Annotated in this window: 22 protein-coding genes; 15 read left to right on the plus strand and 7 right to left on the minus strand. The window is 68.8% G+C overall.

Annotation, left to right across the window (positions count from 1 at the left end):
* Positions 1-55: 55 nt before the first annotated feature.
* The gene (locus FDA38_RS28510) at positions 56-2,779 is read left to right on the plus strand and encodes a family 20 glycosylhydrolase (protein ID WP_170989907.1); all 2,724 of its coding nucleotides are present in this window, start codon (positions 56-58) and stop codon (positions 2,777-2,779) included.
* A 122-nt stretch (positions 2,780-2,901) separates the two neighbouring features.
* Positions 2,902-4,638 (plus strand): ubiquinone-dependent pyruvate dehydrogenase, encoded by a 1,737-nt coding sequence (gene poxB, locus FDA38_RS28515; RefSeq protein WP_233714975.1) that lies wholly within the window; start codon positions 2,902-2,904, stop codon positions 4,636-4,638.
* Positions 4,639-4,641: 3 nt separating this feature from the next.
* On the opposite strand, the gene FDA38_RS28520 is transcribed toward poxB, so the two are convergent.
* Positions 4,642-5,046 carry a DUF1003 domain-containing protein gene (locus tag FDA38_RS28520; RefSeq protein ID WP_137257212.1) on the minus strand — a complete coding sequence of 135 codons (405 nt, stop codon included), beginning with the start codon at positions 5,044-5,046 and terminating at the stop codon, positions 4,642-4,644.
* 85 nt (positions 5,047-5,131) lie between these two features.
* Between FDA38_RS28520 and FDA38_RS28525 the strand changes: the two genes are divergently transcribed.
* The gene (locus tag FDA38_RS28525) at positions 5,132-5,977 is read left to right on the plus strand and encodes an alpha/beta fold hydrolase (protein WP_137257213.1); all 846 of its coding nucleotides are present in this window, start codon (positions 5,132-5,134) and stop codon (positions 5,975-5,977) included.
* Here the strand turns inward: FDA38_RS28525 and FDA38_RS28530 are convergent.
* Positions 5,967-6,386 carry a tautomerase family protein gene (locus tag FDA38_RS28530; RefSeq protein ID WP_137257214.1) on the minus strand — a complete coding sequence of 140 codons (420 nt, stop codon included), beginning with the start codon at positions 6,384-6,386 and terminating at the stop codon, positions 5,967-5,969. The two genes, FDA38_RS28525 and FDA38_RS28530, sit on opposite strands and share 11 nt — an antisense overlap.
* A gap of 104 nt (positions 6,387-6,490) precedes the next feature.
* Between FDA38_RS28530 and FDA38_RS28535 the strand changes: the two genes are divergently transcribed.
* A complete protein-coding gene (locus FDA38_RS28535) occupies positions 6,491-6,859 on the plus strand; it encodes a glyoxalase superfamily protein (protein ID WP_137257215.1) in 369 nt (122 codons plus the stop codon).
* Here the strand turns inward: FDA38_RS28535 and FDA38_RS28540 are convergent.
* Positions 6,846-7,676, minus strand: a complete 831-nt coding sequence (locus FDA38_RS28540; protein ID WP_137257216.1) for an alpha/beta fold hydrolase — start codon at positions 7,674-7,676, stop codon at positions 6,846-6,848. The genes FDA38_RS28535 and FDA38_RS28540 overlap by 14 nt on opposite strands.
* 143 nt (positions 7,677-7,819) lie before the next feature.
* Here FDA38_RS28540 and FDA38_RS28545 point away from each other — a divergent pair, with 143 nt between their 5' ends.
* The 3 genes from FDA38_RS28545 to FDA38_RS28555 are packed head-to-tail and all read left to right on the plus strand — an operon-like array spanning position 7,820 to position 11,802.
* Positions 7,820-8,626, plus strand: a complete 807-nt coding sequence (locus FDA38_RS28545) for a universal stress protein (RefSeq protein ID WP_137257217.1) — start codon at positions 7,820-7,822, stop codon at positions 8,624-8,626.
* A 40-nt stretch (positions 8,627-8,666) separates the two neighbouring features.
* Positions 8,667-11,390 (plus strand): helix-turn-helix transcriptional regulator, encoded by a 2,724-nt coding sequence (locus FDA38_RS28550; RefSeq protein WP_137257218.1) that lies wholly within the window; start codon positions 8,667-8,669, stop codon positions 11,388-11,390.
* Positions 11,391-11,448: 58 nt separating this feature from the next.
* Positions 11,449-11,802 carry a VOC family protein gene (locus tag FDA38_RS28555; protein ID WP_202877876.1) on the plus strand — a complete coding sequence of 118 codons (354 nt, stop codon included), beginning with the start codon at positions 11,449-11,451 and terminating at the stop codon, positions 11,800-11,802.
* A 55-nt stretch (positions 11,803-11,857) separates the two neighbouring features.
* Here the strand turns inward: FDA38_RS28555 and FDA38_RS28560 are convergent, their stop codons facing one another.
* Together FDA38_RS28560 and FDA38_RS28565 are read right to left on the minus strand one after the other, a co-directional pair.
* Positions 11,858-12,640: an alpha/beta fold hydrolase gene (locus FDA38_RS28560; protein ID WP_202877877.1), complete on the minus strand. Its 783-nt coding sequence runs from the start codon at positions 12,638-12,640 to the stop codon at positions 11,858-11,860.
* 5 nt (positions 12,641-12,645) lie between these two features.
* On the minus strand, positions 12,646-13,110 hold the full coding sequence (locus FDA38_RS28565) for a hypothetical protein (RefSeq protein ID WP_137257220.1): 465 nt from the start codon (positions 13,108-13,110) through the stop codon (positions 12,646-12,648).
* A gap of 191 nt (positions 13,111-13,301) precedes the next feature.
* On the opposite strand from FDA38_RS28565, the gene FDA38_RS28570 reads away from it, so the two are divergent.
* The 4 genes from FDA38_RS28570 to FDA38_RS28585 all read left to right on the plus strand — a co-directional run bounded on the left by FDA38_RS28570 (position 13,302) and on the right by FDA38_RS28585 (position 18,866).
* Complete coding sequence (locus FDA38_RS28570) at positions 13,302-14,042, plus strand: orotate phosphoribosyltransferase (protein WP_137257221.1); 741 nt, start codon at positions 13,302-13,304, stop codon at positions 14,040-14,042.
* Between the two features lie 56 nt (positions 14,043-14,098).
* The gene (gene ligA, locus FDA38_RS28575) at positions 14,099-16,087 is read left to right on the plus strand and encodes an NAD-dependent DNA ligase LigA (RefSeq protein WP_137257222.1); all 1,989 of its coding nucleotides are present in this window, start codon (positions 14,099-14,101) and stop codon (positions 16,085-16,087) included.
* A 68-nt stretch (positions 16,088-16,155) separates the two neighbouring features.
* Positions 16,156-18,225: a hypothetical protein gene (locus FDA38_RS28580; RefSeq protein ID WP_137257223.1), complete on the plus strand. Its 2,070-nt coding sequence runs from the start codon at positions 16,156-16,158 to the stop codon at positions 18,223-18,225.
* Positions 18,222-18,866 (plus strand): HAD family hydrolase, encoded by a 645-nt coding sequence (locus tag FDA38_RS28585; protein WP_137257224.1) that lies wholly within the window; start codon positions 18,222-18,224, stop codon positions 18,864-18,866. The genes FDA38_RS28580 and FDA38_RS28585 overlap by 4 nt, the downstream gene beginning before the upstream one ends.
* On the opposite strand, the gene FDA38_RS28590 is transcribed toward FDA38_RS28585, so the two are convergent.
* The gene (locus FDA38_RS28590; RefSeq protein ID WP_137257225.1) at positions 18,863-19,261 is read right to left on the minus strand and encodes a DUF6855 family protein; all 399 of its coding nucleotides are present in this window, start codon (positions 19,259-19,261) and stop codon (positions 18,863-18,865) included. The genes FDA38_RS28585 and FDA38_RS28590 overlap by 4 nt on opposite strands.
* A gap of 65 nt (positions 19,262-19,326) precedes the next feature.
* Between FDA38_RS28590 and FDA38_RS28595 the strand changes: the two genes are divergently transcribed.
* The 3 genes from FDA38_RS28595 to FDA38_RS28605 all read left to right on the plus strand — a co-directional run bounded on the left by FDA38_RS28595 (position 19,327) and on the right by FDA38_RS28605 (position 21,201).
* Entirely contained in the window at positions 19,327-19,647 is a 321-nt protein-coding gene (locus FDA38_RS28595) for an ArsR/SmtB family transcription factor (protein WP_137257226.1), read from the plus strand.
* Positions 19,644-20,072, plus strand: a complete 429-nt coding sequence (locus FDA38_RS28600) for an SRPBCC domain-containing protein (protein ID WP_137257227.1) — start codon at positions 19,644-19,646, stop codon at positions 20,070-20,072. Before FDA38_RS28595 ends, FDA38_RS28600 begins: the two co-directional genes overlap by 4 nt.
* A gap of 145 nt (positions 20,073-20,217) precedes the next feature.
* The gene (locus tag FDA38_RS28605) at positions 20,218-21,201 is read left to right on the plus strand and encodes a calcium-binding protein (protein WP_137257228.1); all 984 of its coding nucleotides are present in this window, start codon (positions 20,218-20,220) and stop codon (positions 21,199-21,201) included.
* Positions 21,202-21,219: 18 nt separating this feature from the next.
* Here FDA38_RS28605 and FDA38_RS28610 read toward each other — a convergent pair whose 3' ends face one another.
* Positions 21,220-22,644 carry an alpha-amylase gene (locus tag FDA38_RS28610; RefSeq protein WP_137257229.1) on the minus strand — a complete coding sequence of 475 codons (1,425 nt, stop codon included), beginning with the start codon at positions 22,642-22,644 and terminating at the stop codon, positions 21,220-21,222.
* 117 nt (positions 22,645-22,761) lie between these two features.
* Between FDA38_RS28610 and FDA38_RS43475 the strand changes: the two genes are divergently transcribed.
* Positions 22,762-23,703: a zinc-binding dehydrogenase gene (locus FDA38_RS43475; protein ID WP_137257230.1), complete on the plus strand. Its 942-nt coding sequence runs from the start codon at positions 22,762-22,764 to the stop codon at positions 23,701-23,703.

Here is a 23,703-nt window from a genome sequence, read left to right on the forward strand (position 1 = left end):
GATCCTGGTTCCACAGGTTTCTGCCGGCACGCCCGCCACAACCGCTGGGTCCTCTGTGTCAGCTGAAAGCGTCAACCTCTCACTGCTGCCGGGTGCTGTCGCCTCGGCAAAGTCCCAACGCACGAGCGCGCCGGCGTTGACGTACGCGCCGGCCAACGCCACCGACGTGTTCGTGCACAACGGCTGGACGTCGAACTACGCGTCGGTCGGTAACGGCTACGACCCGACGCAGGACTGGTTCCAGGTGAAGCTGGCAACGCCGTCGCCGGTGTACGAGGTGTTCACCCGGTGGACCTCGCCGGCCAAGCCGTCGGAGTACGAGCTGCAGGTGTCCACCGACGCCGACTGCCAGACGTGGACGACGGTGGCCCACGTGGTGAATCCGGCCGACAAGGATTCCCAGGTGATCGATCACCAGGATCCGGTCACGTGTGTCCGGATGCAGGCGCTCGCCACGACGTCAACCGTCGGGTACACCATCAATGAGTTCGAGCTCTGGTCCGGTCCGAAGCCGCCGCCGACGGTGGGACAGATCATCCCCGTGCCGGTGAAGCAGACGCCCGGCAGCGGTCAGCCGTGGCAGCTCACGAACAAGTCCCGGATCGTCGTTTCGAGCAGCGCGCTCACCGCGACGGCCGAGGTACTCGCCGGCTACCTGCGACCGGCCACCGGATTCGTACTCCCGGTCGTGACCGGTTCTGCGAGCGCCGCTGACATCGGGCTCAGCACCGGCCCGGTCGCCGGGCTGCCGGCCGACAAGACCGCCGAGGGGTACTCGCTCACGGTGTCGAGCGGCGGCGCGAAGATCGTCGCGCCCCAGGCGCACGGCCTGTTCAACGGGTTCGCCAGCCTGCGGCAGCTGTTGCCAGCGGCAATCAACGCGCAGACCGAGGGCACCGGCCCGTGGACGGTCCAGCCGATCACCGTGCTGGACTACCCGCGGTACGAGCACCGCGGCCTGCAGCTGGACCCGGCGCGCAACTTCATGACCGTCGCCGAGATCCGGTCGATGATCGACCAGCTGGCCGCGCTCAAGGGTGACAAGCTGCACCTGCACCTCAGCGACTCCCAGTCCTGGCGCCTCGAGATCAAGGGCTACCCCGCCCTGGACGGCACCGGCTGCAACGGAGCCGCTTGTATCGCCGGCTTCTACACCCAGGAGGACTTCAAGGGCCTGGTGAAGTACGCCGCCGACCGCTTCATCGAGATCGTCCCCGAACTGGAGGGCCCGGCCCACGCCACGGCCGCGGTCCGCTCCCTCGGCGGCGTCGCGGTCATGGGCTGCCAGGGCCAGACCCAGACCGACCGGTTCTGCACCAACCCGAACGACCCGGCCAGCGAACACGCCCTCGCGTTCTGGCGGGACGCGATCGCACAGCTCGCCGCGATCTCCCCCGGACCGATCATCCACATCGGCGGCGACGAGGCCATCGGCATGCCCCACGAGGACTACAAGTGGTGGATCGGCCAGATGGAGAAGATCGTCAACGACAACGGCAAGCAGATGATGGGCTGGAACCCGGCCCTCGAGGGCTACGCGCCGGGCTCGACGTCGATCAACCACTACTGGTCGGACTACACCGGCGGCGGTCCGCCGCTGATCAAGCCCGAGTGGTTCAACCAGCACCGTCCGGTCATCACCACCCCGGAGTGGAACGCGTACCTCGACTTCGGGTACGACGGTTCGCCCGGCCGCACGCCGCGGACCGAGCTCGACAAGGCGTACGGATGGGACCCGGAGTGGGTGTACGAGAAGTACCGCTCCGTCTGGGCCCAACCGGCGTACGGCGGCCCGAAAGCGGAGGACATCATCGGCATCGAGGCGCCCATCTGGGGCGAGCAGATGCGCGGTCTGGCCACCAACGAATACATGGTCTTCCCGCGGCTGGCCGGGATCCTGGAGAAGGCCTGGTCGCCCAAGGTGCTGACCCAGGACTACGACTCGTACGTCCAGCGGCTCAGCGTCGCCGGACCGCGGTGGGCGTTCGCGAACGTGAACTACGGCTCGATCGCCCAGGTCAACTGGACGCCGGACTCGATGGGCACGATCACCCGCTTCGGCGTCGACCGGACCATCACCAACGCACCGCTGGGACGTCTGGCCGCCGGCTCGATCCCGCCGGGTGAGGTCACCGCCTCGATCGACTGGGGTGATGGCTCTGCCGCCGAGACCGCCGCTGTCGCCGGACGCGACTACCTGGCAAGTCAACGCCAAGGCAGAAGCCTGATGACCGTCAGCGGGAGCCACACCTACCCCGCCGACGGGACCTACCACGGCACCGTCACCTACACCCGCCAGGCACAGACCTGGGTCGTGCCGTTCGTCGCAACCGGCGTCCCGTCCTGTACGACGATGCTCAGCGGCACGCACAGCGGCCCGCTGACCGTCTCCTCAGGCGTCGCCTGCTTCGACGGCGCCACGGTCTCCGGACCGGTATCCGTCGCCTCCGGCGCCGGGCTCTACGCCACCGGATCCGAGTTCCGCGGCCCGGTCTCAGCATCCGGCGCAGGCAACGTCCTCATCTGCGGTACGACGGTGTCCGGCCCGGTCAGCGTCTCCGGCCGGACCCGGGTCTGGCTCGGCAACCCGGCCGGCGAATGCGGACTGTCAACCATCAAGGGCCCGGTGTCGCTACAGAACAACACCGGCTCAACCGTCGTCTCCGGCAACCGCATCAGCGGCCCGCTGTCCTGCAGCGGCAACAACCCCGCCCCAACCAATGCAGGCCAACCCAACAATGTGTCGGGCCCGAAGTCGGGCCAGTGCGCCAAGCTCTGACACATAGCTGACCGAGGTCGAGCCACCGGCCGAGAGGCTGGTGGCTCGACCTCGGCATGCCGGGGTCGTGTCCGGGCGACCGCTCTCCTAAGTTGTTTCCAAGCGAACTGAGGAGGCGGGCTGTGGCTGAGACGGTTGCGGATGTTGTGGTGGGGACGCTGCGGGAGTCTGGGGTGCGGCGGGTTTTCGGGGTTCCTGGGGATTCGTTGAACGGGTTCACCGACGCGCTTCGGCGGGACGGTACCGTTGCCTGGCAGCACGTGCGGCATGAGGAGGCGGCTGCGTTCGCGGCGGCCGGTGAGGCCGCGTTGACGGGTGAGTTGGCTGTCTGTGTCGGCAGTTGTGGGCCGGGGAACCTGCATCTGATCAACGGGCTGTTCGACGCGAATCGCAGCGGCGTAGCCGTGCTCGCCATCGCGGCGCAGATCCCGCGTGAGGAGATCGGCGGGAGCTACTTCCAGGAGACCCGTCCGGAGGAGCTGTTCCGGCAGTGCAGTGTGTACTCCGAGCTGGTCAGCGTGCCCGAGCAGCTGCCCCGCACGCTGGCGATGGCCATGCGTGCCGCGCTCGAACGGCGTGGGGTCGCGGTCGTCGTCGTACCGGGTGAGATCTTCCTGGCTCAGGCGGAGCGTGGCGCCAAGGCGCTCGAGATTCGCGCGTCGAAGTCGATCATCCGGCCGGCCGACGAGCCGCTCGCCGCGGCGGCCGACGTACTGAATGGTGCGAAGGCCGTCACGATCCTGGCCGGGGCGGGTTGTGCCGGGGCGCACGATCAGCTGATCGCGCTTGCGGAGGCGCTGAAGGCTCCGGTGGTGCATGCCTTCCGCGGCAAGGAGTTCGTCGAGTACGACAATCCGTACGACGTCGGCATGACCGGGCTGATCGGGTGGAGCTCGGGCTACCGGGCGATGGAGCACTGCGACGCGCTGCTGATGCTCGGCACCGATTTCCCGTACCGCCCGTTCTACCCCGATGACGTGCCGGTCGTGCAGGTCGACGTACGCGGGGAGAACATCGGCCGCCGGGTCCACGTCGACGTGGCGCTGGTCGGGACCGTCGCGGCCACGGTCGACGCGCTGCTGCCGCTGATCAAGTCAAAGAGCAACTCGGATCACCTCGACCGGATGACGGCTCATCATCGCCGCGCCCGGAGCCGGATGGACTCGCTGGCCGAGCAGGGCCGGAAGGAGTCGCCGCTGCACCCGCAGTACGTCGCCGCGACCATCAACCGGCTCGCGTCGGACGACGCGGTCTTCACGGCGGACGTCGGTACGCCGTGCATCTGGGCGGCACGCTACGTGACGATGAACGGTCGGCGCCGGCTGATCGGCTCGTTCAACCACGGCTCGATGGCGAACGCGCTGCCGCATGCGATCGGTGCGCAGGCGGCGTACCCGGACCGTCAGGTGATCAGCCTGTCCGGCGACGGCGGGCTGGCGATGCTGCTCGGCGAGCTGCTCACGCTCCGCCAGCAACGGCTCCCGGTCAAGGTCGTGGTCTTCAACAACGGCGCGCTGTCGTTCGTCGAGCTCGAGATGAAGGCGGCCGGCATCGTCACGTTCGCCACCGACCTCGACGACCCGGACTTCGCCGGCATCGCGAAAGCCACCGGCCTGTACGGCGCCCGCGTCGAAACCGCCGACCAACTCGAACCGGCCCTCCGCGCCGCCTTCGACCACGACGGGCCGGCCCTGGTCGACGTCATCACCGCCCGCGAAGAACTCTCCCTCCCCCCGAAGATCACCCTCGAACAGGCCAAGGGCTTCACCCTCTTCGCCACCAGAACAATCCTCTCCGGCAACGGCGGCGAACTGATCGAACTCGCAAAAACCAACCTCCGCCAACTCCAACGCGAGTAGCAGCTACGGCTTCGCTTCCTCGACCAGACGACGGTGCAGCTCGACCGTGAGGGTGTGGATCTCGCGGGTCAACTGGGTGTTCGACTTGAGCTCGAGCTCGGACTCGCTGAAGTCGTGGTCGGCTTTGGCCTGCTGGAAAGCAGCCTGCCGGTTCTGCCCGATCATCACGAACGTCGACAAGAAGATCGCCTCGAGCGAGACGGCCAGCGTCAGCGTCGGCCACGGATTGGACTCGAAGACCAGCATCCAGACAGCGAACAGTACGACGTGCACGTACACGAAACGCATCGACCCGGCGAACGCCGTGATCTGGTCGGCGATCCGCAGTTGCAGACTCTCCGCCCGCTTGGCCGCCAACTCGACCACGACCGGGTGGTGGGGCCGCTCATGAACCAGCTTGTCTTCCACGTGACCTCCCAGGATGATGCCAGCGCTGCGGGCGAGTCCGGGCTGTGGGGTGGACCCGGGTCGTTCAGGAGAGCTGAATGTGGTTATGGACAACTCGTACTCAAGCCTGCCCAACCTGCGGGTCACGGGCGCGAACGGGATCGACTACGCATATCGCGACGCCGGCGCCGGGGACGGCGTACCGCTCGTGTTGCTGCAGCACTTCCGGGGGAATCTCGACAGCTGGGACCCGGCGTTGATCGATGCGCTCGCCTCGGGGCGGCGGGTCGTCACGTTCGACAACGTCGGGGTCGGCGGATCGAGCGGTACGACGCCGCGCACCGTCGAGCAGATGGCGTCGGACGCGATCGTGTTCCTGGAGGCCATGGAGTTCGAGCAGGTCGATGTGCTCGGGTTCTCGCTCGGCAGTTTCGTCGCGCAGGAGATCGCGCTGACCCGGCCCGCCATCGTACGGCGGCTCGTGCTGGCGTCGTCAGCGCCGCAGGGCGCCGACGGAATGCACGGCTGGGCGCCCGAGGTGATCGGTGCCATCGGCAAGCGTGAGACGAGTGCCGAAGAGTACTTGAGCGTCTTCTTCGCCGGCTCCCCGTCGAGCATCGCGGCCGGCAAGAAGACGCTGCAGGGCGTCTACGGTCGGACCGACGGCCGGGATACCGCGACCAGCTGGGAGACCCGCAATGCGCAGTACGACGCGGTCTGCACGTGGGGCATCCCTGATCACGCAGCGCTCCAGCGACTCAGCTGCCTGACGCTGCCGGTGTTCGTTGCCAACGGCAACAGTGACCCGATGATCCTGCCGCACTACTCCTATCTGCTCGCGGGCCTCATCCCGCACGCGCAGCTCAAGATCTATCCCGACTCGGCCCATGGCTTCCTGTTCCAGCACCACGCAGAGTTCGCGGCCGACGTCGGGAGCTTCCTCAACGGCTGAGTTGTTCGCGGGCTGCCGCGACGAGTTCCTCGTTCGTGTTCGCGTGACCGCCCAGGCCCCAGCCGCCGGGCACGGCCTCGGTCAGCAATACCCAGGTGCGGTCCGTGAGCGTCGGGTCGCCGGCTGCGTCCGCGATCATGCTCGTGAACCTGCTGACCACGGCGAGCTGCTTGTCACGGTCCAGAGCGCCCGCGTTCGTCAGCACCTGCACGCGGACGTAGTTCGACTCGCCGTCGACGTTCGACAGATCGCCGGCCGGCAGCTCGTGCACGAACCCGGCGGTGTTCTGCCGGAACATCGGAATGTCCGGAACCTCTTCGATGCCCATCAGGGTCGCGGCGAGATCCTTCGCCAACTGATGCTTGTCCGCAAACGTGCCGGCAGTCGCGTATACGTCGATCATGGGCATGGTCGTCCTCCTTGGCTGTGACGCCCAGCATCTGACCACGCGCACCTCGTCAGGTATCCGCAACCTGACTGCACTCTGACGCGCGGGGCGGTAGGTTGCCGGGCATGGACTGGAAGCTTGAGTTGGTGTCGGTGCCGGTTTCGGATGTGGACCGGGCCAAGGCGTTCTACACCGAGCAGATCGGATTCGTTGCCGACCATGACCACCAGGTAACGGACGAACTCCGGTTCGTGCAGCTCACGCCGCCCGGTTCGGCCTGCTCGATCGCCCTCGGCAGCGGGATGGACCAGGCCGAGCCCGGCTCGGTCCGCGGGCTGCAGATCGTCGTCCCCGACGTGGACGCAGCGCGGGCCGAGCTGACCGGGCGTGGGGTGGAGGTGTCGGAGGTACAGGAGTTCCCCTGGGGTCGTTTCGTCTTCTTCAGCGACCCCGACGGCAACTCCTGGGCCCTGCAACAGATCACCAACCGGTAGGGCGGTCAACAGTCTGCTGGACCAGTGCGGCGTACTCCGCTGGTGACTCCTCCCAGGCGTAGTGGCCGGTGTCGAGGACGGCGAGGTGGTTGTTCGGCAACCGCTGCGCGAGAAACTCGGCGTTCGCGAGCGGTACGACGTGATCGTTGCGAGCGCCGACGATCGTGACCGGGGTCGTGATCGTCGGGAGAAGCTCCGCCAACTCGGGCAGCTGCTCGGGGTACCGGCGTACGTAGCGCATCGACTCGACGAACCGGTCGCCCTCGTACGACGTCAGGTAGTCGGCCCGGATCTCGTCCGGTACGCCGCCGGCGTGGGCGTTCATCGCCGCGTTGACGACGGCATGCGGGTCGACGTGCCGGTACTTGTCGAAGTCGGGGTCGACCACCCACGACAGCAGCGGCTCGCCGAGCTCGAGCGGAACGGCGACCCCGCCGGCACCGACGACGACACCCGCGAACAGGTCGGGATGGTCCGCGGCAGCGAACAACGCGGCCGCCGTACCGACGTCGGGCGCAACGATGTACGGCCGGCCCAGCTCGAACTCGGCGACGAGGCGGCTCAGGAATTCGCCCATGGCCCGCGGCGCCAGCAAGTCGTCGCGACGTTCGGACTGGCCGAACCCGGGCAGATCAACGGCGACCACTCGAAAACGCTCGGCCAGCGTCGCCCAGATGCGCTCGAAGGCGTACAGGCTCTCCGGCCAGGGGCTGGTCAGCAGGATCGTTGGCTCGTGGGAGCCCTCGCTGTCGGCGTAGCGGATCCGGACGCCGTCGACAGTACGGAACCGGACCTCGGGAATCGTGGTGGTGTTCATGTCCCCCAGACTGGCCGCGGGACAGGCAGAGTCGCGCCCGTGCAACCCACTGGTGGTCCAGGCCCGGGACGAGGCCCGTCATTGTCACTGGTGTGAGCGTGCGCCGTGGGCGAGACGGTGGTGGCAGGAACAAGGAGGTCACCATGAAGCTCTTCCGCGGGCGGCGCGAGGCCGTCGCGGTGCGCGAGGCCCAAGCAAGGCCGGACGACGGACCGGTCATCGTGCTGGTCGGCGGGCCCGACCACGACGCGCCGGACTGGGCTGCGGCTGAGGCCGCTGCGCGGGGATCCGAGCTGCAGCTCGTGTACGCGTTCCGGTGGCCGCCGCAGCTGCTCGACCCGCTGGCCAACTCCGCGGTGGATCTTCGCGCTCGGGACGATGCCGAGGCGGTCCTGACCAACGCCACCCACCGCGCCCGCCGCATCGCGCCCTCGCTCCGGATCACCACCACCGCCTTCCCGGGCAGGCAGACGCAGGCCCTCATCAGCGTGGCCCGCGAGTCGGAGCGGGCCCTGGTAGTGCTCGGCCACGGTCGCGGCCGCCTCGAACGGGCGCTGGCCCGCCGCCTCAACCGCCGTACGACGGCCTCGCTCGCGGTCATCGGGCTGTCGGCCGAAGGCGCCATCGGTACGTCGGCCGGCCGGGTAGTCGTCGGCGACGGGTCGCCGGATGCGGTCGGCTTCGCGTTCCGCGCCGCCCGACGCCGCGGTACCGGTCTCACGGTCGTGCAACCCACGGTGCAGGTCGAGGACGCCGTGATCATCTGGCGCATGGCGTACCCCGACGTCGACGTCCGCTGGGAGTTCGCGCCCGGCTCGATGGACAGTCTTGTCCTCTCCGAGTCAGCCGGCGCCGCGCTCACGGTCCTCGGTCCGGGCCAGTCTTCGTCGTACGACGTCCTGCGGCTCGCGCGCGGTCCCGTCGTACTCGTCGGAACCACCGCTGCCTGACCGTTTGCCTTCGAGGCATTGCCGGTGAAAACCTGATCGAATGGCGGAGCGTGAATTGCGGGGGCGGCAGCACGAACTCGCCGTGCTGGACCGGATGCTCGAGGCCGCACGCCAGGGACGCAGCGAGGCCCTGGTACTCCGCGGCGAGGCCGGCACCGGCAAATCGGCGCTTCTCGACGCGCTGACGGCGAACGTCAAGAGCTGCATCGTCGCGCGCATCGTCGGGATCGAGTCCGAGATGGAGCTCGCCTACGCGGGCCTCTACCAGCTCTGCCGCCCGTTCCTCGACCGGATGGAGCGGCTCGCGCGCCCGCAGCACGAGGCACTGGGGATCGCGTTCGGTCAGCAGGACGGACCGGCCCCGGACCGGTTCCTGATCGGCCTCGCCGTACTGAACCTGCTCTCCGACGCGGCATCCGATCGGCCCGTGCTGTGCGTCATCGATGACGCCCAGTGGCTCGATCTGATGTCCGCGCGAATCCTCGCGTTCGTAGCCCGGCGGCTCGAGGCGGAGTCCGTCGTGATGGTGTTCGCCGTCCGCGACGGGGTGGACCACGAGCTGACCGGGTTCAACGAGCTGGAGATCCGCGGCCTGGACGACGCCGACGCCCGGGCCTTGCTCGATTCGGTCCTGCCCGGACCGGTCGACCCGCGGGTCCGCGACCGCATCGTCGCCGAGACCCGGGGCAACCCGCTCGCCCTGATCGAGCTCCCCCGCACCTGGACCGCGGCCGAGCTCGCCGACGGCCTCCGCAGTACGACGCTCGCGACCCAGATCGAAGACAGCTTCGTACGACGGGTTGAAGGACTGCCCGCCGATACCCGCCTGCTCCTGCTCGTCGCAGCGGCCGAACCGCTCGGTGACGCGACCCTGCTCTGGCGTGCCGTCGAGCAACTCGGTCTGGGCGCCGACCCGGCCGCGGCGGCGATCGAGGCCGGGTTGATCACGTTCGGCCAGCACATCGCGTTTCGGCATCCGCTGGTGCGCTCTGCGGCGTACCGGACGGCGACGGCGCAGGACCGGCAGGCTGTGCACCGAGCCCTGGCCGACGTCACCGATCCCGAGATCGACCCGGACCGCCGCGCCTGGCACCGCGCCCAGGCGACCGTCAGGCCCGACGAGGATGTCGCGGCTGAGCTCGAACGTTCCGCGCACCGGGCGCAGGGCCGCGGCGGCTTCTACTCGGCCGCGGTGTTCCTCCAACGCTCCGCGGAGCTGACGCCCGACCCAGGCAGCAGAGCCCAACGGATGCTGGCTGCAGCGGTGGCGAAGCGCAGCTCTGGCGCGCTCGACTCGGCCCTGGAGCTGCTCCGCGCGGTCACCGCCGGTCCCCCGGACCCGCTCCGGACGGCCGAGGCCGAGCACCTGCGCGGTGAGATCGCCTTCGACCAGGGCCGCGCACGCGAGGCCGCCAGCGGTCTGCTCGCCGCGGCCAAACAACTCGAACCGCTCGATCCCGAGCGCTCCCGGGTCGCCTACCTCGAAGCGATGTCCGCCGCCATCTGGGCGAGCGGACCGAACGCGCCGGGCATCGTCGCCTACGCCGCAGCCGAGACGCCTCCCGTGCCTGCCGACTCCGAGTCGCCGATCGACGTTCTGCTCGAAGCCCTCGCGCTGCGCTACACGCGCGGCTACGCGGCGGCCGCGCCCCACCTGATCGCGGCTCTCGACCGTGCGCGCGCGGCGCAGGTCGGCACCGAGGACGTCGGCGACTGGTTCTGGCTCACCGGCAACCGCGGTATCGGTATCGTCGCGATCGAGGTCTGGGACCACGAGGCCGCGCTCGAGCTCGCGACCCGCCAGGAGCGGACCGCCCGCGCGACCGGCGCGCTCGTACAGCTCCAGTTCGCGCTCAACTTCCGCGCCAACATGCTGTGCGCGACCGGCGATCTGGAGACCGTGGTCCGTCTCGTCGAGGAGGACGCCGGCATCGCCGCCGCGACCGGCAATCCGAGCGTCGGCACCGGCCGGCTGTTCCTCGAGGCGTACCGCGGCAACGAGACGACCGCGCGCAAGCTCATCGACACGGCGATCCAACGGGCGACCGATCAGAGCCAGGGCAGGGTCGCCGCGTTCGCGACGTTCACGAACGCCATCCTGCACAACAGTCTCGGCCGCTACGACATCGCCAAGGACGCCGCCCTGCAGGTGTTCGAGCAGGACGTCCTCGGGTACGACGTACTCGTCGTCAGCGAGCTGGCCGAGGCCGCCTCCAGGACCGGTGACACCAAGCTGGTCGAGACCGCCCTCGCCTGGCTGACCGAGCGGACGACCGCCACCCCGACGGACTGGGGACTCGGCATCGAGGCACGCGTCCGCGCCCTGCTCACCTCCGACGAGAGCGGCTACGTCAAATCGATCGAGCACCTCGGCCGGACGAACCTCCGCATCGAGCTCGCCCGTTCCCACCTCCAGTACGGCGAATGGCTGCGGCGCGAAGGCCGACGGGTCGACGCCCGCGAACAGCTCCGGATCGCGCACGAGCAGCTGGACCAGATGGGCCTCGAATCCTTCGCCGAGCGCGCCCGGCACGAGCTGCTCGCCACCGGCGAGACCGTTCGCAAGCGCCGTCCCGACACGCTCAACGACCTGACCGCGCAGGAGGCGCAGATCGCCGGGCTGGCCCGCGACGGGATGACCAATCCGGAGATCGCGGCCCAGATGTTCATCAGCCCGCGCACGGTCGAGTGGCATCTGCGCAAGACGTTCTCGAAGCTCGGGATCACGTCCCGCCGGCAGCTTCGGGGTGCGCTGGCTCGCTGACGGACACCAGTGTGTTCCACGGGGGCGACGCCGTACGGCGGAACGCACCATGGGCCTCGTGGACAGCAAACTCGAAGCAGTCGTCGTACCCGTTTCCGATGTCGACCGGAGCCGGCATTTCTATCGTGCCCTGGGCTTCCGCCTCGACGGCGACAGAACGGTGGACGCGGGACTGCGGGTTGTTCAGCTGACGCCACCGGGCTCGTCGTGCTCGATCCTGATCGGCAAGGGGCTCACCTCCGCCGCGCCGGGCTCGGCCTGCGGCGTACTCGCGGTGGACGACCTCGAGTCGGCCCGCGCCGAGCTCGAGGCCTGCGGCGCGGCCCTCGGTCCCGTCTCCCGCTGCGAGACCGGTGCGGAGTACGTGGAATTGTCCGACCCTGACGGCAACCGCTGGTTGTTGACAGCCTGAAACGACGAACCGGCCGGAGCATCGTTGCTCCGGCCGGGGTTCGTGCGATGAGCGATCAGCGGGCGGCTCGCTCGATCACCTTGGTGACTGCGGCTGGCTGCGAGACCAGCACCAGGTGGGAGGCGCCGTCGATCTCGGTGATCGAGGCTCCGGCGCGCTTGGCCATGAACCGTTCCGCGGCCGGCGCGATGGCGTGGTCACCGGTCGGGACGACCGCGTACTTCGGAAGCGCGGCGGGCGCTGTCTTCTCGACCGGCTCGCTGAACGCGGCGGCCGCGATCGGACGCTGGGCGGCGATCGCCGCGGCTCCGACCCGAGCAGGGATGTCGGCAGCCAGCACCGGGCCGGCCGTCTTCGGGTTCAGCGCGAGGTCGACGCCACCCGGGTAGCTGATCGTGTAGGTCACCGGACCCAGCTCGCTACCGGGGAACTGCGAGTTCAGCGCACCCAGCGTCTCGCCCGCCTCGGGGATGAACGCCGCCACGTAGACGAGCGACTTCACGTCCGGGGTGGAGGCCAGCTCGCTGACCAGCGCGCCGCTGTACGAGTGCCCGACGAGCACCTTCGGGCCGGGGATCCCGGCGAGTACTCCGCCGAGGTACGAGGTGTCGGACGCGATGCCCCGCAGCGGTACGGCGGGAGCCACGACGTTGTAGCCGTCGCCCTGGAGCCGGGTGATCACCTGGGACCAGCTGGAGCCGTCGGCGTACGCGCCGTGCAGCAGGACGATGGTCGGCTTCGGTTTCGAGACCGAGCTGGTGGCTTGTGCGGTGGTCGCACCGGCGAGCAGCAGGGCTCCGCCGAGAACTGCGAGTAGTAGGTTCCTGAGCTTCTTCATTGCGGTCATGCATCCGAAACAGTGGTGGTGAGGTTGCGGTTCTCGATGGCCTTGACGGTGTTGTCGAAGGCCTTGCGCAGGACGTTCTTGCCGCCGAGCGCGAACAGGGTGGCCAGCAGGTGGCCCTTGAGGTTCTTGCCTTCGCGGACGATCACGACGTCGATCGAGGTCGTGCCGTCGGCCCGGCGGGTGAAGGTGTAGGTGTGGCCGGACGCGCCGCCCCAGGTGTTGGAGTCGGTGGTCGTCAGTACGACGTGGTTCAGGTCGGACCAGTCGTAGTGCAGGCGCTCCCAGACGCCGCCCGAGCCCTCGGTGACATCGGCGTACCCGCGGCCCTGGTCGTGCACCTTCAGGTAGTCGTCGTGGCTGTTGGCGAAGATCTCCGCGCGGCCCGGACCGAAGTCGGTGAGCGCGGCGACGAACTGCTCCGGCGTCGAGGTGGTGGTCTCGGTGAAGTGGATCGTAGTCATTTCGGTTCCGTTCCTTGGTTGGTGATCCGATGGCTCTACTGTTCGGCGTTCGCGGACGCGTCACGCCAGGGGAAACCACGGGTCCGCCCGCGTGCGGCCATCGATGCGTCGGCACGTGCGTGGGCGCACGTCACGGGGCCAGGGATTGCAACGGGCGCGAAGGGAGCGGTGCAGGGGCGATCGTCGATGGCATGAACACCAACCGGAAAACCCTGGCGAACGCTCGCCGCGTGCAACTCAACGACCGGGCCGACCTGGCTCGTCTGACCGCCGTACCGCAGCCGCGCACGGACCTCGTTGCCCGGCTCGCCACCGTTCCCGGCCTGGTCCGCCCCGGCGTCGCGCACTGGGACATGAAGGAGCGCCTCCCGCTGCACCCGCTCTCGGTGGAGAACGCGTACGGCGACCCGCGGCTGCTGCCCGACCTCGGTGCCGCTGCTGTGGATTTCGCCCGGCGCATGGGCGTCGAGGTCGTCGTCGGCGCCGAGACCGGCGGTATCCCGCTCGCGACCGCCGTCGCGCTCGCCGCGGGCCTCCCGTTCGCGTTCGTACGCAAGCCCGGGTACGTCGGCCACGAGGACCATGAGCCGAGCGTCCGCGGTGCCGCCGTCGCCGGCCGTCGGGTGCTGCTCGTCGATGACGCCGTCTCCTCCGGCGGCGCGCTCGAGGCGTTCGCGGACGAACTGCAGGCCGAGGGCGCGATCCTGGTCGGCGCCTTCACGCTGGTCGACATGCGCGACGTCGCCACCTCGGTCGCGCCGATCGCCAAGACCCTCCCGATCGAAGCAGTCGCCACGTACCTCGAGGTCCTCGACGCCGCCACCGATCACGGCGTACTCGATCCGGCCGTTCACCGCCTCGCCGTCGACGCCCTGGTCAACCACTGGTCGAACGACGACCCCCGCTGGTCCCTGCTCGACCATGCCGCCTGAGGCCGCCTGAGGCTGCCTGAGCCGGTTTGTCCGCAGGCCCCGGTAGGGTCCTGGCCGTGGACGTTGGGGAGCGGATTCAGGAACTTGCCGATCAGATCGTCGTACTGCGGGACGCCTACTACCGCGGTTCGCCGACGGTGGCCGACGCGGAGTACGACGCGATCGAGGACGAGCTACGGTCACTGATCGAGGCCAACCCGGAGCTCGCGCCGGACCCGAACCCGCTGGAGCAGGTGGGCGCACCGACCGTGCTGCACGCCCCGGTCCGGCACTCGCGGCCGATGCTGTCGCTGGAGAAGGCGACCCGGCCCGAGCAGGTCGAGGCGTTCTTCAGCCGCTTCCCCGGCCAGTCGGTCGTCGTGATGCCGAAGCTGGACGGGCTGTCACTCGCCCTCGTCTACGAGAACGGCCGCCTGGCCCGAGCGGTCACTCGCGGCGACGGGACGACCGGCGACGACGTGACGCCGCTGGTGCGGGCGCTCACCGACGGAGTCCCGGCCAAGCTCGACGTCCAGGACCGTGTCGAGGTGCGGGGTGAAGCGGTCATGCTGCGCTCGACCTTCGCCGCCTACAACGCTGCCCACCCCGACAAACCGCTGATCAACCCTCGGAACGCCGCCGCCGGCACGCTGCGCGCCAAGGACCCGGCGACCGTCGCCGAGCGGCGCCTGCAGTTCCTCGCCTTCGATCTCCTCAGCGACCAGGCCGAGGCCGATCTGGAAGAGGCGCTGCAGACGATGGGATTCACCGTCGCCGACATGCGGCACTGCGACGACGCCGCCGCGGCGCAGGCGGTCATCACCACGATCGAGCAGCAGCGCAACGAGCTCGACTACGACCTCGACGGCGCCGTACTGCGGTTGGCCGATCGTGACGCGTTCGCCGCCGCGGGCACCCGGTCGAGCTCCCCCCGCGGCGCGCTGGCCTTCAAGTTCGCCGCCGAGGAGAAAACGACCGTCCTGGCCGACGTGGTCTGGGACGTCGGGAAAACCGGCAAGATCGCGCCGGTGGCCTGGCTCGAGCCGGTCTTCGTCGGCGGTACGACGGTCACGCGCGCAACCCTGGCCAACCAGGAGGTGATCCGCGCCCGCGACATCAAGATCGGCGACACGGTCCTGGTCCGTCGGGCCGGCGACGTGATCCCGTTCGTGGCCGGCGTACTCGACGCGTCCAAGCGGACCGGCGAGGAGCAGGACATCGTGCCTCCGGTCGTCTGCCCGTCGTGCGGCTTCCCGCTGACCGAGCAGGGCAACAGCCGCGAGCTGTTCTGCACGAACGTCTCCTGCCCGGCCCAGACCGTACGGCGGCTGATCCACTGGGCGTCCCGCGCCGCGGCCGACATCGACGCGATCGGCGGGGTCTGGATCGAGCGGCTGGCCGAGGCAGGGATCCTCGAGAACCCGTCGGACTTCTACCACCTGACCGCCGAGCGGCTGCTGGAGTTCGACCGGATCGGCGAGATCTCGGCGGCCCGGATGATCGAGTCGATCGACGCCAGCCGCCAGGTCGGCCTCCGCCGGGCCATGATCGGCCTCGCGATCCCGATGGCCTCCGAGGGCACGGCGGCCCGGCTGTGCCGCGCGGGCTTCGGCTCGCTCGAGGCAGTGGCCGACGCGGGCGAGGAGGGGCTCGTCGCGGTGGACGACATCGGCCCGAAGGTCGCGGCCTCGCTGATCGAGCATCTGACCCGGCTGCGCCCGGAGCTCGAGCGGCTGCGGGAGGCCGGCGTATCGCTCGACGTACGCGAGGAAGACCTGCCGCCGGTCGTTGCCGCGGGTGCGCCGCTGGCGGGCAAGACCGTGGTTGTGACCGGCTCGATCAGTGATCCGCGCTCGGGTGAGAAGGTCGCGCGGCCGGCGTTCCAGCGACTCTGCGAGAAGGCCGGCGCGACCATCGCCTCGTCGGTCTCGGCCAGCACCGACTTCCTCATCACCGGCGCCGACGTCGGCGCCGCCAAACTCACCAAGGCCGAGAAGCTCGGCGTCACCGTCGTCGACCAGTCCGAGATCTGGCAACAACTCCAGGCGGCCGATCTCCTCAACTAGACCTAGGTGGTGTCCGGTTCCTGACAGCACGCTGGCGTACGGCGTGCCGGACGGGAAAGGGTTGAGGTATGACGGACAAGCACCGTGAAGCGACCGGCTTTCAGGAGCAAGCGCCGTACGACGAATCGATCGACCTGCGCACCGATTTCGTCATGGTCTACGGCCTCAACGACACGACAGCGCAGCGCATCGCCCGGTGGCGGGAGGCCGGGTACCGCGTCCACTTGATGACCGGCATCTCGTGGGGCACGTACCAGGACTACCTGGACGGGCGGTGGGACGGCACGGATCACTGGGCCGACGCTCAGACGACGGGCGACGGCAAGCCGATCCTGCACGGTCACAGCACCGACATCCCGTACATGGTCCCGACATTCAGCTTCACCGAGTACCTCGTCCAGAAGCTCCGCCCGATCATCGAGCTCGGCGTCGAAGGCATCCACCTCGAGGAGCCCGAGTTCTGGGCGCGGGCCGGGTACTCGGAGTCGTTCAAGCGCGAGTGGCAGGCGTTCTTCAAGGAGCCGTGGCAGCCGCCGCACAGCAGTCCCGAAGCGCACTTCCGCGCTGGGCAGCTCAAGCAGCATCTGCTGTCCCGCAGCCTCGACCGGGTCACGTCCGTACTGCGCGACGATGCCCTCCAGCAGGGCCGCGACGTGCACTTCTACGTCCCGACCCACAGCCTGCTGAACTACACGCAGTGGCAGATCATCAGCCCCGAATCCCGCCTCCGGACGCTCCCCTCGATCGACGGCGCCATCGCCCAGGTGTGGACCGGCACCTCCCGCACGCCGAACGTGTACGCCGGAGTCGTCGCCGAGCGCACCTTCGAGACGGCGTACCTGGAATACGGCATCGCGCAGGATCTGACCCGCGGTACCGACCGGCGGATGTGGTTCCTGCACGACCCGATCGAGGACCACCCGGACCGCACCTGGGAGGACTACCTCGCGAACTACCAGCGCACCCTGATCGCGTCGCTGCTGCACCCGGGCGTCTCGCGGTACGAGGTGGCGCCGTGGCCGAACCGGATCTTCAACCGGCCGTACCTGCGCGAGGGGACCGACGAGCGAGAGCTCATCCCGCCGGACACGGCCACGAGCTACCTGATCGCGATGAACAGCCTGCGCGATCTGGACCAGCCGGACGTGCGGTGGGATCAGGAGGGGCCGCGGATCGGGATCGCGCTGTCGGACACCGCGATGTTCCAGCGCTGGTCGCCTGGTGGTGAGAGCGGTCATTACGACGGTCTGCAGGATGCGCTGGCGCTGGAGGGCCGGGAGCAGCTGCACTTCTCGGACTTCTACGGTCTCGCGTTGCCGCCGCTGTTCGACGGGCAGCGGGTCGCGCCGGTGCAGTTGGAGAACGTGATCGACACACCGGATGCGCTGGACGATGTCGACGTACTCGTCCTGAGCTACGAGTTCCAGAAGCCGCTGGCGCCGAGCATCCACTACGCGCTGGCCGGGTGGGTGAACCGCGGCGGCAGTCTTTTGTACGTCGGCGACGGCGCGGATCCGTACCACGAGATCCGATCCTGGTGGACGGGTCGGTACGAGACCTGCGCCGACCACCTGGCCGAGGCGCTCGGCGCGGACCGGGACGGTATCCAGTGGATCGGGAAGGGCCGGGTCCGCTTCCTGCCGGTCCGGCCGGCCGAGTTCACCGAGTCGCCGGAACGCGCCGCCGAGCTGGTTGCGGCCATCCGCGAGCTGGCCGAGGCCGGTGGTCATACGTGGCAGTCGACGAACTGGTTGTCGGTGCGGCGTGGTCCGTACCTGATCGGGGCCGTGCTGGACGGGAACCATGTTGTCGAGGGCAACTACCTTGACCTGCTCGATCCGGGGCTGGGCATCGTCCAGCGGCGGGAACTGGGCCCGGGGCAACTGACTTGGTTGCGTGATCTCAGCTATGACTCGCAGCCGCTGCTCGCCTCGGCCGGACGGGTCGTGGACTGGGTCTCCGACGAGGGCGGCATCAGCTTCACCTGCGAGGCGCCGCGTGGCGTCCAGGTCACCACCGCGCTGCGCGTGCCAACCGAGCCGACAGCTGTGAGCACGGAGTACGAGTACGACGCGGGCGTGATTTGGCTGCATCATCCTGGCGAACCGGGCGGGACCCGCGTAGAAATCAGGTTATGACTGATGCGGTTGTCTTCGACCTCGACGGAGTCCTGATCGACTCCGAGCCGCTGTGGGACGACGTACGACGAGGTGTCGTGGCGTCCGCAGGCCGGGACTGGCCCGCGGACGCCACGGAAGCCTTGCAGGGTATGAGTACGCCGGAGTGGGCGGCGTACCTGACCGATGTGGTCGGCGTACCCGGGCCAGCTGAGGACGTGGCGGCCAGCGTGATCGACGAGATGGTGACGCGGTATCGGTCGGAGCTGCCGCTGTTGCCGGGCGCGGTCGAGGCGGTGCAGCGGCTCGCTCGCGATTGGCCGTTGGGGCTCGCATCGTCGTCACCTCGACGGCTGATCGACGCCGTGCTGGAGGCCGCTCAGCTCACTGACCACTTCCGCGTCACGCTCTCGACCGAGGAGGTCGAGGCGGGCAAGCCCTCCCCCGCGGTCTACAACGAGGTGGTACGGCGACTTGGGGTCGATGCGTCCCGGGTCGTTGCGATCGAGGACTCCAGCAACGGACTGCGCTCGGCGGCGGCGGCCGGGCTGCGGGTGATCGCAGTACCGAATGCGAACTACCCGCCGGCGAAGGACGCGCTCGCGCTGGCTGACGTCGTCGTGCATTCGCTCGACGAGGTGACCACAGGCCTCGTCGGCTAGAGCGCGCGAACCCGGTTGTTGCGGGGGTTGTGCTCGAGCTCGACCAGGCCGAGGGCTTCGAGGACAGGTGGGACGTAGTTGGCGAAGCGGCCGCGGTAGCCCTTGCGGAGGCCGTACCAGCCGCCGAGCGGGTTGTCCTCCGAGCGCGCCCAGGCCTCGACCGTGCCCGGTGCGGCCGGCTTCTGCTCGTCGGCGTTGCCGAGCGGCATCCAGTCGCCGTACGCCTTCAGCATCGCGTGCAGGTCGTCGATACAGCGCACGTCGTAGCTGAGCTTGGTCGAACCCACCTGGCAGACGAGAGCCGTCTCGTCGCGATACACCTGGTACTGCGAGCTGCCTGGCGGCGTGGTCAGCACCCACGGATCCGCCGCCGTCCCCGAACCTTGTACGTCCATGACTCCCCCTGTTGGTCCACTTTCGGTTACCGTAACACTCAAGTTACCGAGATGGGAGTCTGCCAGTGGAACCGCGTGAGGCTGCGCCCGCACTCGACGCGCTGGGCGATGCGAACCGGCGGGCGATCGTCGAGATCCTCGGCAGCGGCGCGCTGTCGGTCCGGCAGATCGCCGAGCAGTTGCCGATCAGCAGGCCGGCCGTGTCGCGGCACCTGCGGCTGCTGAAGGACGCCGGGCTCGTGAGCGACGTACCGGATGGGAATCGACGGGTGTATCAGCTGCGCGAGGAGGGCGTGGACGCTGTTCGCGCGTACTTCGCCGAGGTGTGGGGGTCGGCCGCAACCCGGTTCCGGATCGTTGCCGAGAACACTTCGGAGGAGCGATGATCGAGCCGCTGGTGGTCGAGTTCGAGGTGGATGCGTCGGTCCCCCATGCGTTTGACGTGTGGACGCGTAAGTGTGCGAGTTGGTGGCCGAGCGGTCACACCGTCAGTGGTGATCCGGCGGCGATCAGCTTCGAACCGCAGTCCGGCGGGCGGATCGTCGAGACCGGGCCGGACGGCGCGGAGCACCTCTGGGGCGAGATCCTCGAGTGGGAGCCGCCGGGACGGTTGCGATTCCTCTGGCATCTCTTCTTCGACCGCAGCGAGGCGACCGAGGTCGAGATCACGTTCAGCCCGCGCGGCGACGGCACCGTCGTACGCCTCGAACAAACCGGCTGGGACAACCTCGGTCCGGCCGGTCCCCCACGTCGCGAACGCACGGGTACTGCGTGGGCGACTATCACGTCCCGCTATATCGCCGCCCTATAGAACCGTTGGCCTCCCCCACGATTGCCCGATTTCCCCTTGTTTGCCGTACATACGAGCACCGCACCAATTCGGTTCAGTGTGAACCGGTCGGCGTCGGCGCCCGTGTAGGGCCCATACATTCGTGAACCACAGGGGAGAAAGCATCATGGGTACAGTGGCAAAGCGTTTTCGGCGTGGACTCGCAGTGGCGGCCGTCGGGGCCGGCATCGCCGTGAGTCTTACCGGTCCGGCGTCCGCGTCGCCGTCGGGCAGTGTCGTGATCGACACCGGCCAGTTGATCGTCACCGGCACGAACCACGCCGACAACATCACGCTCAGCGTGCCGGCCGCGGACACGTCGGTGGTCGAGGTCGACTTCGGTGACGGTACGGCGAAGCGCGTCGTCAAGCGGGCCGATTTCGGCCAGATCCACGTGACCAGCCTGGGCGGCAACGACGTCGTACGGATCGACTACGGCGCCGAGGTGCAGCCGGCCACGGTCATCGACACGGGGAACGGCAACGACACCGTGTTCGGTGGCAGCGGCAACGAACTGATCCGCACCGGCGCCGGCAACGACTCCGTCGACGGGAACCGCGGCGCCGACACCGCGCTGCTCGGAACCGGCCGCGACACGTTCACCTGGGATCCGGGCGACGGCAGCGACGTCATCGAAGGCGGGCGCGATCAGGACACGATGGTGTTCAACGGTGCGGCGGCCGCCGAGAAGTTCGTTGCCTCGGCCAACGGTCGGCGACTGCGGTTCACGCGCGACGTGGGCAACATCGTGATGGACACCGACGATGTCGAGCGGCTCACGGTCAACACCCTCGGCGGCGCCGACAGCGTCACGATCGGCGATCTGCGCCGTACCGATGTCCAGAAGGTCTCGGTCGACCTCGGCGCACAGCTCAACACCCGCGGCGGCGACTCGGCGATCGACTCGGTGACCGTGACAGGGACGGCTGGGAAGGACCATGTCCGGGTCTCTGGTTCGCACGGCAACGTGCGGGTGTCCGGGCTGCGGGCCGACGTACAACTGAAGGACGCGGAGCCGACGGACCACCTCACCGTGAACACCCTGGCCGGCAAGGACCGCGTGTCCACCGGCGGGCTCGCACGAGGCACGATCCAGGTCAGCATCCTCTGACCACGGCGCGCCGCCGCCTTAGGAGACTTTGGCGGCGGCGTGCAGGGCCAGCCCGTCCGTGGCGGCGATGTCGGCGCGGAACCAGCCGGTTGAGTCGACGGTGTACGTCGGGCCGGTGCAGTGGCCGGGGGTGTAGTCGCCGTGGAAGACGTCGCAGTACACGCCGGCCGGGAGGTCGGTGTGGAAGCTGCGGCCGGTCAGCGCGGAGCTCTCGTCGTTGAGGACGAGGTACCCCTTGTTGCCGCGGCCGAAGGCGATCGCGTCGTTGCCGTTGTCCCACCACTCGGTGACGGCAGTCCCGCGAACGGTGTTGTGGAAGCCGACCATGTTCGCGATCACGCGCCACTCGTGCTCGCAGCGCCAGCGGTTCGTGAAGCAGGTCGTGTCGACCGTCTGCCCGGTGCTCGTCGACGGCGGGCCCTCGTCGTTCGAGCTGAATTCGTAGCTGGACATGACCTTCGGCGTACCGTACGTCCAGGCCAGCATGAACGCGTTCGCCATCGCGTAGCGGCCGTTGTCGCGGAACGTCAGTACGCCGCTCCCCCGCTGCGTGTCGTGGTTGTCGGTGAACACGACCGCATGATCCGAGGGCAGCGGCTCGGCGAACGTGTGCAGATACGCGAGTCGCTCGGTGTTGAAGATCTTCGCGAGATCCTTGCCGTAGCGGAACTCGAGCACGTCACCGTTGCCGACGTACTCGTCCGAGGTGATCGGCTCGCCCGCGCCGTAGATGACCTCTTGATAGAGGTACGCCGGACGCGACAGCTTCGCCTTGATCGCCGCGATGTCCGCGGCTGGCATGTGCTTCGACGCATCCAGCCGGAACCCGTCCACGCCGATCGACAACAGATCGTTCAGGTACGCCGCGATCCGCCCGCGCACGTAGTCGGTGTCGGTCGCGAGATCCGCCAGGTCGACGAGCTCGCAGTTCTGCACCTCGTACCGGTCGTTGTAGTTGACGATGTCGTCGTTCCCGTTACGGCCGCAGTGGTGGAAGTCCTGGTTCTGGTAGATGCCCGGGTAGTCGTAATGCGTGTACGACGAACCCGCGCTGCCCACGCCGCCCGACGATCCGCCGGTCATGTGGTTGATCACGGAGTCGACGTACACCTTGACGCCGGCAGCGTGACAACTGTTGACCATGGCAACAAACTCGGCGCGGGTGCCGCGGCGGGTGTTGTCGAGCTTGTAGCTGACCGGCTGATAATCCTGCCACCACGGATACCCCGACCCCGGCAACACCACATGCTCCTGCGGCGGCGAGACCTGCACAGCGCCGTACCCCTTCGGGCCGAGGACCGCACCACACTCCCGCCCGACACTGTTCCAGTTCCACTCGAACAGCTGGACGATCACGTCCCGGTCGCCGGGCGGCGCCGCCTGCGCGGTCGGCACGCACACCATCGACAAACCAACCAGCAGCACAACCAGACGACGAATCATCAGCTCTCCCCAGGGGCGTCGGGAACCCACATCAAACCAGACCTCAGGGTGACCGATTCCTTTTGGGGGTGTGCGGGGTCTACCTGGTGGATTGACGGGGAGAAGGAGTTGATGAGGATGCGGGCGTTGGTGCAGGCAGGGTTGGGTGGGCCTCGGGAGATGCGGCTGGTGACCGATGCGGAGGTGCCGGTGGCCGGAACAGGTGAGGTGTTGGTTCGGGTCGGGGCGGCCGGAGTGAACTTTGCTGATGTCTCCAAGAGTTATGGGGTGTTCGGGGGTGGGCCGCAGCCGCCGTACGTGGCTGGGTTCGAGGCGGCGGGCGAGATAGTTGCGGTGGGGGCGGGGGTGAGCGAGGCGCGGCTGGGGGAACTGGTCGTGGGGGTTGGCGACGGTGCGTTTGCGGAGTACATGGTGTTGGCGGCGCCGGTGCCGGTGCCTCCGGGCTGGTCGGCGCAGGAGGCGTTGGGGATGGTGGTGAACTGGCCTACGGCGTTGGCGGCGCTGACGATCGGCCGGGTGGCCGCCGGAGAGACCGTGGTGATTCACGCGGCGGCGGGGGCGACCGGGCAGGCGGCGGTGAAGATCGCGAAGCACTACGGCGCGACCGTCATCGGCACCGCGTCGCCGGGTAAGCACGAGGTCGTCCGAGCCGTGGGTGCCGACTACGTGCTCGACTCCCGGAGCGATGGGCTCGTCGCCGAGATACAAGCACTGACGGGCGGCGCCGATCTTGTGCTGGAGTCGGGCGGGAACCTCGAAGCCAGCCTGGCCGTAGCCAAGCGGGTCACCGGTCGGGTGGTGGTCACGGGACTTGCAGGTGGCGAAGCGGCGATCACCAACTGGGACCTCGTGTACAAGCACCAGGTCCACGTGATCGGCTTCAACCTCGGCGTACTCATCGAGACCGCGCCGCAGATCTTCGGCGAGCTAGCAGCCCTCATCGCCGCCGGCGTCCTGTCCCCGACCCGGCCCACCACCTACGACCTCGCCGACGGTCCGAAAGCGCTCGCGGAGCTCGAGGCCCGCACGACGGTCGGAAAGCTGGCCCTGCTGCCTTGA

Origin of the sequence: Kribbella jiaozuonensis (assembly GCF_005233875.1) — a bacterium.
Lineage (GTDB): Bacteria > Actinomycetota > Actinomycetes > Propionibacteriales > Kribbellaceae > Kribbella > Kribbella jiaozuonensis.